Source organism: Colwellia aquaemaris (assembly GCF_057548755.1).
The window spans coordinates 464,329-477,782 of sequence record NZ_BAAJLV010000004.1 but is presented as its reverse complement, the minus strand read 5'-3'; the positions used below and the strand labels follow the sequence as shown (position 1 = coordinate 477,782).

General features: G+C 39.6%; 14 protein-coding genes. 6 read left to right on the top strand and 8 right to left on the bottom strand.

Going from position 1 to position 13,454, the window contains the following annotated elements; genetic code table 11:
- Positions 1-163: 163 nt before the first annotated feature.
- Positions 164-4,090 carry a phosphoribosylformylglycinamidine synthase gene (purL, locus tag AC27HL_RS14070; RefSeq protein WP_487081714.1) on the bottom strand — a complete coding sequence of 1,309 codons (3,927 nt, stop codon included), beginning with the start codon at positions 4,088-4,090 and terminating at the stop codon, positions 164-166.
- 185 nt (positions 4,091-4,275) lie between these two features.
- On the opposite strand from purL, the gene mltF reads away from it, so the two are divergent.
- Both mltF and AC27HL_RS14060 read left to right on the top strand, forming a co-directional pair.
- Positions 4,276-5,721 carry a membrane-bound lytic murein transglycosylase MltF gene (gene mltF / locus AC27HL_RS14065; protein ID WP_487081681.1) on the top strand — a complete coding sequence of 482 codons (1,446 nt, stop codon included), beginning with the start codon at positions 4,276-4,278 and terminating at the stop codon, positions 5,719-5,721.
- Between the two features lie 114 nt (positions 5,722-5,835).
- Entirely contained in the window at positions 5,836-5,994 is a 159-nt protein-coding gene (locus tag AC27HL_RS14060; protein WP_487081680.1) for a hypothetical protein, read from the top strand.
- Between the two features lie 37 nt (positions 5,995-6,031).
- On the opposite strand, the gene AC27HL_RS14055 is transcribed toward AC27HL_RS14060, so the two are convergent.
- A complete protein-coding gene (locus tag AC27HL_RS14055; protein ID WP_487081679.1) occupies positions 6,032-6,622 on the bottom strand; it encodes a carboxymuconolactone decarboxylase family protein in 591 nt (196 codons plus the stop codon).
- Between the two features lie 204 nt (positions 6,623-6,826).
- Between AC27HL_RS14055 and AC27HL_RS14050 the strand changes: the two genes are divergently transcribed.
- A complete protein-coding gene (locus AC27HL_RS14050) occupies positions 6,827-7,411 on the top strand; it encodes a MarR family winged helix-turn-helix transcriptional regulator (protein ID WP_487081678.1) in 585 nt (194 codons plus the stop codon).
- A gap of 30 nt (positions 7,412-7,441) precedes the next feature.
- Positions 7,442-7,822 (top strand): hypothetical protein, encoded by a 381-nt coding sequence (locus AC27HL_RS14045; protein ID WP_487081677.1) that lies wholly within the window; start codon positions 7,442-7,444, stop codon positions 7,820-7,822.
- Positions 7,823-7,825: 3 nt separating this feature from the next.
- Here AC27HL_RS14045 and soxR read toward each other — a convergent pair whose 3' ends face one another.
- Positions 7,826-8,290 (bottom strand): redox-sensitive transcriptional activator SoxR, encoded by a 465-nt coding sequence (gene soxR, locus AC27HL_RS14040; protein WP_487081676.1) that lies wholly within the window; start codon positions 8,288-8,290, stop codon positions 7,826-7,828.
- A 256-nt stretch (positions 8,291-8,546) separates the two neighbouring features.
- Between soxR and AC27HL_RS14035 the strand changes: the two genes are divergently transcribed.
- Positions 8,547-8,966: a VOC family protein gene (locus AC27HL_RS14035; protein ID WP_487081675.1), complete on the top strand. Its 420-nt coding sequence runs from the start codon at positions 8,547-8,549 to the stop codon at positions 8,964-8,966.
- 32 nt (positions 8,967-8,998) lie between these two features.
- On the opposite strand, the gene tadA is transcribed toward AC27HL_RS14035, so the two are convergent.
- The 3 genes from tadA to AC27HL_RS14020 are packed head-to-tail and all read right to left on the bottom strand — an operon-like array spanning position 8,999 to position 11,312.
- Positions 8,999-9,550, bottom strand: coding sequence for a tRNA adenosine(34) deaminase TadA (tadA, locus tag AC27HL_RS14030; RefSeq protein ID WP_487081674.1), 552 nt, complete (start codon positions 9,548-9,550; stop codon positions 8,999-9,001).
- Positions 9,551-9,553: 3 nt separating this feature from the next.
- Positions 9,554-10,699, bottom strand: a complete 1,146-nt coding sequence (hemW, locus tag AC27HL_RS14025) for a radical SAM family heme chaperone HemW (protein ID WP_487081673.1) — start codon at positions 10,697-10,699, stop codon at positions 9,554-9,556.
- A 1-nt stretch (position 10,700) separates the two neighbouring features.
- A complete protein-coding gene (locus AC27HL_RS14020) occupies positions 10,701-11,312 on the bottom strand; it encodes an XTP/dITP diphosphatase (protein WP_487081672.1) in 612 nt (203 codons plus the stop codon).
- A 107-nt stretch (positions 11,313-11,419) separates the two neighbouring features.
- Here AC27HL_RS14020 and AC27HL_RS14015 point away from each other — a divergent pair, with 107 nt between their 5' ends.
- On the top strand, positions 11,420-12,316 hold the full coding sequence (locus tag AC27HL_RS14015) for an EamA family transporter (protein ID WP_487081671.1): 897 nt from the start codon (positions 11,420-11,422) through the stop codon (positions 12,314-12,316).
- Positions 12,317-12,401: 85 nt separating this feature from the next.
- Here AC27HL_RS14015 and AC27HL_RS14010 read toward each other — a convergent pair whose 3' ends face one another.
- Complete coding sequence (locus tag AC27HL_RS14010; protein WP_487081670.1) at positions 12,402-12,842, bottom strand: DUF4426 domain-containing protein; 441 nt, start codon at positions 12,840-12,842, stop codon at positions 12,402-12,404.
- A gap of 59 nt (positions 12,843-12,901) precedes the next feature.
- The gene (locus AC27HL_RS14005; protein WP_487081669.1) at positions 12,902-13,450 is read right to left on the bottom strand and encodes a YggT family protein; all 549 of its coding nucleotides are present in this window, start codon (positions 13,448-13,450) and stop codon (positions 12,902-12,904) included.
- Between the last annotated feature and the right edge of the window lie 4 nt (positions 13,451-13,454).

Here is a 13,454-nt window from a genome sequence, read left to right as displayed (position 1 = left end):
AGGATAAGTTTCTAGCAAATTGCCCGAACAGATTCTTAAAGTGTTCAGTTGAGCTGTGATAGTTTTAACCTAAACTTGAGTAATAGGTGAAGTGATAAAGTTAACTGGCAAAGGATAAAAAAAGCGCCAGATGGCGCTTTTTCAATTTACACGATAGTATCTATTAACCGATAAATTTACGTGCGTTACGGAACATGCGTACCCAAGGTGAATCTTCTTGCCATTCATCTGGATGCCATGAGTTTGCAACTGTGCGGAATACTCGCTCTGGGTGAGGCATCATAATGGTAACGCGGCCATCGGTCGTGGTAAGCGCTGTGATACCGTCAGGTGAACCATTCGGGTTAGCAGGGTAAGTTTCAGTGACTTGACCATAGTTATCAACATAACGCATTGCCACTGTGCCTGATTCATTAGCAGCGTCAACAGCATCATCAGAACTAAACTCAGTACGACCTTCACCATGTGAAACAGCAATTGGCATACGAGAGCCCGCCATACCTTCAAAGAAGATAGATGGATTTTCTTGAATTTCAACTAAGCTAAAACGAGCTTCAAAACGCTCTGATTTGTTTTGTACAAAACGAGGCCAAGCTTCTGAGCCAGGAATAATTTCTTTTAGGTTAGACAGCATTTGACAACCGTTACAAACACCTAAAGAGAAAGTGTCTTCGCGTTCAAAGAAAGCTTTAAACATGGCTTTAGCATCTTTGTTGAACAAGATTGATTTTGCCCAACCTTCACCAGCACCTAATACATCGCCGTACGAGAAGCCGCCACAAGCAACTAAACCATTGAAGTCAGCTAAATCAGTACGTCCTGATAAAATATCAGACATATGCACGTCAATTGCCATAAAGCCAGCGCGGTCAAACGCCGCCGCCATTTCTACGTGCGAGTTAACACCTTGCTCGCGTAAAATAGCGATGCGTGGGTTCGTGCCATTTTGAGCATCTTTGGCGATTAATTCGGCAACAATGTCTTCATTAATATCAAAGCTTAATTCAGTATTTAACCCAGGATCTTCCGTATCAAATTTAACATCGTGTTCTTGCTGCGCACACTCTGGGTTATCACGCAATGACTGCATTTTAAACGTGGTTTGTGCCCACGTTGTGCGGTAGTATGTGCGCGAATTTTCTAATACAACTTCGCCGTCGCGACTAAAGCGAATAGTATCTTCATTGTTAATGCGGCCGATATCAGTACAGCAATCAAGAATACCGTGCTCGGCCAGTACCGCGTGAATGGCATCAACATCGCTTTCACGAATTTGAATAACCGCGCCTAATTCTTCATTAAATAATACATCAACGTCATTGCCTGAAGCTGATGTTAATGCACTTAAATCAATATCAACACCGGTATGGCCAGCAAATGCCATTTCAACAACTGAGGTGAATAAACCGCCGTCTGATCTATCGTGGTAAGCAACTAACTTTTCATCACGAACAAGTGTTTGCATGGCATTAAAGAAGCCTTTTAATGTTTCAGGGCTATCAACATCTGGGGTTTCGTTGCCCAATTGCTTATAAACTTGCGCTAAACAAGAGCCACCTAAGCGATTCTTGCCTTTTGATAAGTCGATAGCAACGATACGTGTTTCGCCTATATCAGTACGTAATTGTGGTGTTACAGTTTTGCGAATATCTTCAACAACACCAAACGCTGTGATGATAAGTGACATTGGCGAGGTTACTGATTTTTCTTCACCGTTCTCTTCCCACTGGGTACGCATTGACATTGAGTCTTTACCTACCGGAATAGTTAAGCCGAGTGCCGGACAAAGTTCTTCACCAATGGCTTTAACCGCTTCGTATAAACCAGCATCTTCACCAGGATGACCAGCAGGAGACATCCAGTTTGCAGAAAGCTTAATGCGGTTTAAGTCGCCAATATCAGTACCTGCAATATTGGTTAATGACTCAGCGACAGCTAAACGAGCTGAAGCGCCGAAGTTTAATAAGGCAACTGGCGTACGCTCTCCGAGTGACATAGCTTCACCGTGATATGAGTCAAGTGCAGAAGCGGTAACGCCACAGTCTGCAACAGGTACCTGCCAAGGACCGACCATTTGGTCACGATTAACCATACCAGTAACTGAGCGGTCACCAATGGTAATTAAGAAAGTTTTTTCAGCAACGGTTGGTAAAGATAAAATTCTGTCGGCGGCATCGCTTAGTTCAATATCAGACAATGGCAGTTCATCACCTGCAGCCGTTTTACTTTCAACATCTTTGAAAATTTTGGGTGTTTTACCAAGTAAGACATCAAGCGGTAAATCAATTGGCGTTGCTAATTTATCATTGCCAGCAAAATGCTCGTCAGTAACGGTTAAATGCTCTTCTTCTGTTGCACGTCCAACGACAGCAAATGGGGCACGCTCTCGAGCACAAATTTCAGTGAACTGTGCTAGCTGCTCATCAGAAACTGCTAATACATAACGCTCTTGCGATTCATTACACCAAATTTCGTGTGGTGCCATGCTGCGTTCGTCATTTGGAACATTGCGTAATTCAAAAACACCACCACGGCCGCCGTCAGATACTAATTCTGGGAAGGCATTAGATAAACCACCTGCACCTACATCATGAATAAAGAGAATTGGATTGGCATCGCCTAACTGCCAACATTTATCGATAACTTCCTGACAACGGCGTTCCATTTCAGGATTTTCACGTTGTACGGAGGCAAAGTCTAAGTTTTCAGCTGATTGACCCGATGCCATTGAAGATGCCGCGCCGCCACCTAAACCTATGTTCATGGCTGGGCCACCTAAAGCGATTAAGTTAGCACCAACAACAATATCGCCTTTTTGTACGTGTTCATCACGAATATTACCTAAACCACCGGCCAGCATAATAGGTTTATGGTAACCACGAACTTCGCTGCCATTGAAAGAATTTACCTGTTCTTCATAAGTACGGAAATAGCCCAAAATCGCTGGACGACCAAATTCGTTGTTAAATGCCGCGCCACCTAATGGACCTTCCATCATAATGTCAAACGCTGATACTATGCGGCTTGGTTTGCCAAAGTCTGACTCCCACGGTTGTTCAAAATTTGGAATACGTAAATTAGAGACAGAAAACCCGACTAATCCAGCCTTTGGTTTAGAACCCACACCTGTTGCACCTTCATCACGAATTTCACCACCTGAGCCAGTTGCAGCACCAGGATATGGAGAAATGGCCGTAGGATGGTTATGGGTTTCAACCTTCATTAGCACTTGAATATCTTCATGGTTGTAACCGTAAACATTGGTTTCAGGATTTGGGAAGAAACGACCGCCTTTGTTACCTACCATCACCGCTGCATTGTCTTTATAAGCACTTAAAACAAAATCAGGATTTACTTCATGGGTATTGCGGATCATTTTAAATAATGATTTTGGTTGTTTTACGCCATCGATGGTCCAGTCAGCATTAAAAATTTTATGTCGACAATGTTCAGAGTTTGCTTGGGCGAACATGTAAAGTTCAATATCATGAGGGTTACGGCCAAGTTTGCTGAAGTTTTCAAATAAATAATTAACTTCGTCATCTGCTAAGGCTAAACCTAAATCGATATTGGCTTGTACGAGGGCATTTTTTCCGCCATGTTCAATATCAATAGCGGTTAATTCACCTGGCTCTGCAGTGGCAAAAAGGCTAGTTGCTTGAGCCATTTCCGTGAATACTGCTTCCATCATGCGATCAGAAATTAAATTATTAAGTTGGCTTTGTTGCTCTGCAGATAATTTATCGGCAACAATATAGTAAGCAATACCACGCTCTAAACGGGTAATTTTTGCTAAGCCACAATTGTGAGCTATGTCGGTTGACTTTGAAGACCAAGGTGAAATAGTACCTGGGCGAGGGGTAACTAATAAAAATTGTCCAACAGGTTCATGTTCTTCTATTGTTGGTCCATACTTAAGAAGTTGCTGTAAAACTTGAGTTTCTTCAGCATTTAATTCTTCTGAAATATGTGCGAAGTGGGTAAATTCAGCATAGATATCCGTGACGGGCAGTTGCAGCTCAGAACACTGATTTAGTAGCTTGTTTACTCTAAAATCAGATAGTGCTGGCGCACCGCGAAGGGTTTTCATCAACATCGACATAGTCTATTTCACCGGTTTAGATTAATTAAGGATAAAAAACGCGCGTATTATAGATGAAGCAAGAAGATTAGAGAAATGATTTGTCCTATTTGAGGGCAATTATTTAGGGCTAATTTTATAAATTTGTAAAAAGAACTGTTTTAAAAATTAAATTCACGTGACAATAGGGCACTATGATAAAAAAACAAATAAAATCATTTGCTAACAATGTCCTTCTTGGTAAGGCTTTAACGCTTGTTTTGCTGTTTAATTTGTTGTTGCTCACAGGATGTAAATCAGAACGAACAACAGCAAATTTGCAGCGCATAATTGATCGTGGTTATATAACTGTCGGTACGCTGTATGGCAATACCAGTTATTACCTTGATGCACAAGGCGCTGCTGGTTTTGAATATGAGCTGGCAAAAAAATATGCTGACACTCTCGGTGTCGACTTAAAAATGAAGCCAAGCTACAACCTTGATGAGCTATTTAGTCAACTCAATAACGGCGAAGTTGATGTGCTTGCCGCAGGCTTGTCTGTTACCGACGAGCGTTTGCAGCAGTATAGATTTGCTCCGAGCTACGACAATATTAGTCAAAAATTGGTTTTTAAGCAGGGAAATACCCGCCCACGTAAGCTAGCGGATTTAACAGGAAAATTAGAAGTTGTTGCACAATCAAGTCATGTTGAAAACTTGCAATATCTTAAGCAATCTAATCCAGAATTAACGTGGTCGGAAACAAGCGATTTAGACAGTGAAGAATTACTGCTAAGGGTACTCAATGACGAAATTGATTATACCGTAGTTGATAGTAATACGTTAGCGATTAATCGCCGTTATTATCCGGAAATTAGCATAGGTTTTACCATACGAAAGGCCGAGCCGTTGGCATGGGTTGTTAGTAAAGATAGCGATGACAGCATATTAGCCAGTTTAATTGAGTTTTTTGGACAAGTTCATCACAACGGTGTGTTATTAGCATTAGATGACAAATATTATGGCCATATTGAAGAGTTTAATTATGTTGATACTCGGATGTTTATCAAAGCTATTGACAATAAATTGCCAAAATATCGTCCTTTATTTGAAAAGTATGGCCAAGAAATAGACTGGCGCCTATTGGCAGCAATTAGTTATCAAGAATCACACTGGAATCCACATGCTCGTTCTTATACTGGGGTTCGAGGCATGATGATGTTAACCCTACCAACGGCCAAACAAATGGGTATAAAAAGCCGTTTAGATGCCGAGCAGAGTATTCGAGGTGGTGCCAAGTATTTTAAACAACTTATTGAGCGTATGCCCGCTAGGGTACCGAGCCCTGATAGACTATGGTTTGCTTTAGCGTCATATAATATCGGTTTAGGGCATTTAAATGATGCTCGAGAAATTACTAAGCAACAAGGCGGTGACCCTGATCGTTGGGTGGAAGTTAAAGAGCGTTTGCCATTGTTGAAGCAAAAAAAATACTATAAGAAAACACGCTATGGCTATGCTCGTGGCGATGAACCTGTAAATTATGTTGAGAATATTCGCCGATATTACGATACCTTAACTTGGGTTGATAACCAGCAAAAAAGCTTAACGCCAAAAACGAAATTAGAAAATAATACAGATGAAATTATTAGTGACTGAATTTAATAAAAATAAGCAATGTCATAAAAGTGTCATAGAGACTAAGGATAATAGTAAACAATGAAATTTAGCTATGTAGGCAATGTACGTGATTAGGCGTGCTAAAGAGGTAAAATGAGAATTAAAAAATGTACAACTCATAATCAAAGAAAAAGAACATTACATCGCAATAAAGTAAGACTAGCGAATCGACGTCATATGCAATTTACGTTAGAGCAATACAGTAATGAGGAATCATCTGTGCAAGCAAATATTGAGCTAGATAATAGCTAGCTCATTATCTTTTGACTTTATGGTGAACTAATTACGGTTAAACATGTTTGCTTTGGCTCCAATTACTCTTTTGTAATAGTCGCTCCCCGGCATCAACAGCGCCACTTTCCATAGGTGTTGCCATTGAATCGTTCCAGCGGTTTAAGTAGCCAAATAGAGAAATCACTCCTAATATTTCAATAATTTCACCATCATCCCAAAATTTATGGAGTTCATTTGATATTTCGGTATCAACGGCATTTGGCACGCTTGAAGCAGCTAAAGCAAACTCAAATGCTGCTTTCTCTGCAGCGGTAAACAGTGTACTTTCGCGAAAATTCCAAATATTGGCTAAACGTTCATCACTACCACCGTACCTTTCTGCCGCTAAAATTGTATGTGCTTCACAATATCGACAGCCAGTATTTGCACTTGTAATGTAACCAATTAAGCGCTTTTGCTCGGCAGTTACTCGTCCGTCATTGGCCATAACTGCCATATTAAGGTTAATAAAGGCTTTGGCTATGGCGGGTCTACGCTGCATGGTTAAAACACTATTCGGGCAAAAACCCAAAGTTTCATTAAAAAATCGTGCAAGTTCAGCAACTTCTTCGTTTTCATCTGGCGCTAATGGTGTAACTAATGGCATAGATAACTTCCTTGGTAGATAGATATTTGATAATTACCTTAGCATTTAAGATGTTGCAAATGCAATATCTAAATTCATTGAAAGGTACTAAATAGCACGACCTGTGAGTTTAAATTTTGAAACATTTAAACTTTTCAATATTAATTGTGTCAAATGGCCTGACAAGGTAAAGTGACTTTGCCAATTTGAGTCTTTAAGGAAGGTATGACTATTTCATTATCAACTAGAGAGCAGGCATTTGAGCTGTCCGTATTAAATGATGAACCACTGGATTTGTCTAATCACTTACCATTTCGCGTGGCGGTTGTTAGTAATCTTTTAGCGTTGAACCGCGACCTGAGCATTCGCTCATTATCTGAATTAGAGCCTAGAGAGTTACGCGTACTATTAAATATTGGCTCATATATGCCAATAAAAGCAGCTGATATTGCTTATCAATCTCGAATTGATTCATCTAATGTGAGCCGTGCCGTAAAAGTGTTATTGAGTAAAGGCTTAGTAAATGCTGAGCCTGATGCCAAAAGTAAAAATATTAAACATTTAACTTTAAGTGCAGCAGGAATAGAACTTTATCAGCAACTTACTCATGCTTTAGAGCCTAGGGCTCAAGCACTGGAAAGCGTTTTATCTGAAGAAGAAAGAGCCTGTTTTTATCGCTGTTTAACAAAAATAGAAGCTAAAGCAGAGCAATTACTGGCCCATCAAGCATTGTCTTTTGTTAACCAAGGATTAGAAATACCGGCCGATCAAAAAGAGCTATTAAGATGGTATAAAAAAAGCCAAAAATAATTATTTGAATGCACGTATGGAGATTGCCTTATGGAAGAGCATGGCGACTACTCAATTACACTTTCCGGCAACCAGTTAAGTATTCGTTTATCTGGAATGTTTAATGAGCTTGCTACACAAGTTGTTTGCGAAAATATTCAAAGTAGTATTAACCAGTTAAATGGCGAAAGTTTTTGCATGCTAATTGATTGCACCTTTTATGAAGGCAGCACACCAGAAGCCCACAAAATATCTAATAATTTTTTACACTGGCTAAATGCTCAAGCTTGTCGTGCTAGAGCCATTGTTTACAGTAAAAAGCTTTATTTTGATATTGTAAAAAACGAACAGCCAGCGTTATTTGAGCTACAAAATCGTCGAGAGTTTTATCATCTATCGGAAGCTAACGATTGGTTACGCTCGCAAGTTTAGCCGTTATTTAATGGTATTATTCGTTTGGGTATTTTCAAGTAACACAGCGCCAGAACGACTCTTTCCTAATTTGTCTTCAGCATTGTAAATTGGGCAATTGTTCATTGATAAACAACCACAGCCAATACAGCCATCAAGTGAGTCTCGCAATTTTTCTAAATAAGCAATTCTTTGGTTCAGGCCTTGCTGCCAATGGCGAGACAACCGCTGCCAATCGTCCTGAGTCGGTGTTCTATTGTCAGGTAAATTCGCAAAAGCACTTTTAATTTCTTCTAAGCTTACGCCCATTTTTTGCGCGGCTTTAATTACTGAAACTCGCCTGATTACTTCCCGTTTATATCGTCGTTGATTGCCATTATTTCTCAGGCTTTTGATCAAGCCTAAGCTTTCGTAATAGTGCAAGCTAGACACTTTTATACCGCAGCGTTTAGCGACTTTTCCGACACTTAAATTTGCTTCTTCTAACATAAATTCTCCTTTTTTTAACTTTATTAAAAAAAACACTTTACCTCAAGTCTACTTTAGGTTTTATGCTTTACCTCATCAATAACTTTAAGGAAGAGAAAAATGAAAAATATTAAGAAAAGTAACGGCAGCAAAGTACAGGCACAGCTAATGACACCTACACTCCAACGGGCATTAAAACTTTATTGCGCAACCCTAGCTAATAAGTAAAACCATGAATAAATAGTTAATTTAAAAGTAAGAATAGAGGGATATAATTATGTTGTATTTAGAGCACTTAAATTTAGTTGTTAAAGACATTCCTAAGGCGTTAGCGTTTTACCAGGCGGCATTTCCCCATTGGAGAATCCGTGGCGAAGGGCGTTCAACTTGGTATGGTAAAGACAGACGTTGGCTGCATTTTGGTGATGACTATTTGTATTTGGCACTGAGCGATCACGGTGAAAGCGACATTCGTGATAACAGCGGTTACCAAGTAGGACTAAGCCATATTGCCTTTGTTACAGATGAATTAGCACAAGTAACCCAACGATTAGAAGCTGCAGGGTTTACCGCTGAAAAAGGGGAAGGGTCACCTGGAATTCGCAATAATACCTACTTTACAGATGCTGATGGTTATGAAATTGAATTTGTAGAATATTTAACAGAAGTAGTTAAGGAGAGGAATGACTACAAATAATTGCTACCTGCAACAAAGTTGATTTTAATGCATTAAATCATCTTTGTTGCAGACTTGTTTGCTTTCTTTTCTGCCTTTTTCTCTGCTCGCCTACGTTTAAAGAAAGCGGAGAGCATAGTACTACACTCATCAGCGAGTAACCCCGACTTAACTTCAAGTTGGTGATTGTGCTTTTGGTGATTGACTAAATTAAAGGCGCTGCCGGCAGCACCCGTTTTTAAATCATTACTGGCAAATATTAATTGCTTTATTCGACTGTGAACAAGGAGTCCTGCGCACATAGGGCAGGGCTCAAGGGTTACATACAAGGTGCAGTCTAGTAGCCGATAATTTTCTATATTTTTACCGGCATCACGAATTGCCATCATTTCAGCGTGAGCTGAAGGGTCGCTATTCATAATGGATTGATTAAAGCCTTCACCAATAATTTTGCCATTGAAAACGACTACTGCGCCAACGGGAATTTCATTGTGGCTTTGTGCAATTTCAGCCAAAGCCATAGCGCGGCGCATAAACTGTTCATCTTCGCTAGAAAATTCAGTTGGTTTAATAGTGTTTGCTATCTCTGGATTGTTATTGGTCATAAGTTATAAAAACATTTCCAGTAAATCATTTAGGTATCGGTGGCCTAGTTTACTCACTGACCAAAGTTTTCCATCAAATTCCATTAACTGTTTCGCTTGTGCTTGTTGCAATGTCGGTAAAATGGCTTGTTCGTTTAAACCGGTACGTGACTGAAATTCAGTTAAAGAAAATCCTGAATGTAATCTTAGCCGATTCATCATATATTCAAATGGCAACTCTTCATCAGTCACCGTATGTAGTTTATCAAGGGCGACTCTGCTTTTATCTAAATAGCCTTTCGGGTGTTTTACTTTTACGGTGCGATATATTTTTTGTTTTTCGATGTCGGTTATTTTGCCATGGGCGCCACAGCCAATGCCTAAGTAGTCACCAAATTGCCAATAATTAAGGTTATGCTGGCATTGATATTGAGGTTTACTGTATGCCGATATTTCATATTGCTGATATCCTGCTTGTTCAAGCAATGCTATCCCTTGGTCTTGAATACTCCATAGGGTTTCATCTTGTGGCAATTTTGGTGGTCGAGAATGAAACGCAGTATTAGGCTCAATGGTAAGCTGATACCATGAAATATGAGTTGGCTTTAATGCTATGGCGGTTTTTAAATCATCAAGCGCATGGGCAACCGTTTGCTCAGGTAAACCGTGCATTAAATCTAAATTAAAGCTTTTTACGCCGCATTCGCTGGCAAGGTTAGCGGCTGTTTTTGCTTGCTGGCTATCGTGAATACGACCTAGTTTGATCAGTTTATCTGACTCAAAACTCTGTACACCAACCGATAAACGCGAAACACCGCCGTTAAAAAAGCCAATAAATTTTTCTGCCTCAATCGTTCCTGGGTTAGCCTCAAGTGTAATTTCTATATCTGCTTTATGTTCAAAACGTTTAAGTACTTGTGTTAGTAATTGCTCAATAGCTGGCGCAGAAAACAAGCTTGGTGTGCCACCGCCAATAAAGATTGTATGTAATGGCCGATTTTGTAAATTAAACTTTGCTATATCTGTGTCTAAGTCCAGTAACAATTGTGAAATATATGCTTGTTCTGGAATCTGGTGTTTTAGCGCATGAGAATTAAAGTCGCAATAAGGACACTTTTCCACACACCAAGGTATGTGGATATACAGTGATAATGGCGGCGCAACTAACATCTTAAGCTATTTCTTCTTTAAGTTGCTTTGTAAGTAATGGCACTAACTGTTGTAACGCTTGGCCACGATGGCTTAGTTTATTTTTTAAATCTCTCGGTAATTGTGCTGAGGTCATTTGATGTGCTTCTTGCCAAAAAACAGGATCGTAGCCAAAGCCTTGTTCGCCATGTTTTTCTCGGCAAATGTTACCTTGCCAAACACCGTGGCAAACTATTGGTGTTGGGTCATGTTCATGGCTCATATAAACTAAAACGCAATGAAAGCGTGCGCTACGTTTATCATCAGCAATATTTTCTAAGGCGTTTAAAAGTTTATTAGTATTGTCGTCATCTGTAGCATTTTCACCGGCGTATCGGGCAGAGTATACGCCGGGGGCACCATTAAGAGCATCTACTTCTAAACCTGAGTCATCGGCAATAGCGGGTAAGCCAGTTATTTTGGCAGCATGGCGAGCTTTGATAATGGCGTTTTCAATAAAGGTGGTGCCTGTTTCAGCAACATCAGGGACATTAAATTCACTTTGTGGCTTTATGTCTATATTTTGATTTGCTAGCAGGCGTGCCAATTCTTTCACTTTGCCTTGATTACCTGTTGCTAATACGATGGTCGCCATCTTTAATACCTTAGATTAAATTATTCATAACATTGGCGCGCATAATACCTTAATCTTATGAAAAGAGGGAGCAGCTTGTTGGCTCTTATTAACTCAGTTGGGGTTGTATGTCGTTAAAAGATACATTTATTGCATTGCTGATCATATTTATATGGGGCTTTAACTTTATAATCATTGCCTGGGGTGTTGAAACAATACCGCCGCTATTGATGGGTGGACTACGTTTTTTACTTGTTGCTTTATTGGGCAGCTGCTTGGTAAGTAAACCTGATATTCCATGGCGATGGATGGCATTGTACGCCTTTACTTTATGTTTTGGTCAATTTTCATTGCTATTTTCAGCATTAGCCTTTGGTATGCCGGCAGGGTTGGCCTCTTTAGTTTTACAATCGCAAGCGCTATTTACGCTGATATTCTCTGTCATACTGTTAAAAGAACAAATAAAGCTTAACCAAATTCTAGCCATGATAATAGCAGCGATAGGGCTAGTTATTATTGGCTATTCTGGCCAATCAGCTAACATGACTTTATTAGGTTTTGCTTTCACTGTTGCCGCAGCAATTGCTTGGGGGTTAGGTAACGTGGTGAATCGTATGATAAATCAACGGGGGTACCGAGCGAATATAGGGCTGGTAGTATGGTCTTCTTGGCTTGCTATGTTGCCATTTTTCTTAACGAGTTATTTGGTTGAGGGGGAAGAAGCAATAAAGCAAAGTTTAGTCAATTTGAATTGGCTAAGTGTTGTGGTGCTGTTTTATTTGGCAATTGCCGCGTCAATTATTGGCTACAGCCTCTGGAGCTATTTATTGACTCACTACCCTGCGGGGCAGGTAGCACCGTTAACATTAGCCGTTCCGATTGTTGGTATGGTATCAGCAGCGTTATTGCTCGGTGAAAGCATGTCTAACCAGCAAATTTGGGGGATATCGATTGTTATGGCAGGTTTATTGGTAAATACTTTTGGTGGAAAGCTTTTTCGCGGCAAGTCGGTAAAATCTATATAACAGTATTTAGCGGTAATTTAAAAATAAAAAACGGTAACTCAGTTACCGTTTTTTTGCTTTTAATTAAACCTTATATTACTAAACATCAGTCGACATAAAATTTTTGAGAAAACTTTAAGTTATGTTGTTTACCTTTATCACTGATATTAATATCAAAATAGATAGTTTCTTCGTTGGCATAACTAACTTGAGCAAGGTAATAAACGGCATTACCTTCTTTTACTTCGGTAAATTCTAAAGATTTTATTTGGCCGACATCATTTCGTGCTTTGCCCGTCATGATCACGGTTTTTGCCGGATTACCTTTTTGACTATTGTCTAATACTGAAATGTTGACAAGACCTTTAAAACGGCTGCGCTCCAAACCATAAGCTTTGGCTATTTCTGGAGTTAAAAAGGTCGAGTTAATTGCCATGTAATGAACGTTAATATCGTCCATTTTTTTCATGTTTTCCGCATTAGTATAGCTGGCACATGAAAAAGCTAACAGCGCGGTTAATATGAGTTTGTTAATAATGTTTTTCATGATAGTGACCTTAAAAATTAAGTCCTTTAAGTTAAGTATATACGATCAAAAGGCAAGTGTTATATCATCGCCCAATAAGGTACCCAGCCACGCAACAAAATATTAATAACATTTAATAATAAGAAGGCGATGAGTACCGATAGATCTAGACCGCCAATACTTGGAATAACTTTTCGAATCGGGCTTAAAACAGGTGCCGTTAGTTGATGAAATATCATTTGGGTTGGATTATAGCCTTGCACAACCCAGCTCATTAACGCCATCACAAGCATAATAATAAATAACAGCATACCTGTTTGTTTGAACAGGTAGATCAGGCCTAGATAGAATGCCATAGCAAAATCAATTGGCCCGCCATTAATTAATGGAATAATCACAAAGGTTAACGTTGCCACAAGATAAGCCAAAATAATGGTTGGTAAATCAACGCCACCTAAGCCAGGAATTAAACGGCGCAGCGGAATAACAAGTGGGTTACTGACTTTGACAATAAATTGGCTTAACGGATTATAAAAATCGGCTCTGACCAATTGTAACCACACCCGTAACACTAAAATCATTAATAATGCGTCAAAGGCAAACTTAAGCAAATAATTAATTGCTTCCATTTAA